The sequence below is a fragment of the Gemella sp. GH3 genome (assembly GCF_013415425.1).
Lineage (GTDB): Bacteria > Bacillota > Bacilli > Staphylococcales > Gemellaceae > Gemelliphila.
The window spans coordinates 1-437 of sequence record NZ_JACBYC010000193.1 but is presented as its reverse complement, the minus strand read 5'-3'; the positions used below and the strand labels follow the sequence as shown (position 1 = coordinate 437).

At 24.5% G+C, this 437-nt stretch carries 1 protein-coding gene; it reads right to left on the bottom strand.

From position 1 onward, the window contains the following. Window positions 1-228 precede the first annotated feature (228 nt). Window positions 229-437, bottom strand: a 209-nt coding sequence (locus HZY83_RS07015; RefSeq protein ID WP_179943333.1) for a hypothetical protein, incomplete at its 5' end; no start/stop codon positions are given.

Genomic DNA, 437 nt, shown 5'->3' with positions numbered 1-437 from the left:
CCCAATATACTTCATTTTAAGAATAGTTAGAAACGCATCTCATATGTAAATGAATACGTTAATTTAAATAATTCTTCGTGATACTATTCTTATTTATTAAAATTATTTTTTCTTCCGATTATAAGTTAAACAGTGTATAACCAAAACAAAAAATAATTACAAAGAAAAACTGATGGTTATTATCTTAACCATCAGTTAACTATACCATAGTTTAAAAATTGATAAAAGTTATATAAACCTAATATCACTAGGTTTTACAGACTCGATAAGTTGATAAATTGTCTCATCATCTTTATTTATATATCCTAAGTGTTTTATATCATTATTTTGTTCATTAAACGAACTAATCTCTAAAATGTTATTTTTCTCAATTGGTGTGTCTACTATCATTTCTTGCAACTTATCTGAAATCAATTGCGTATCACGTAGAATCACTT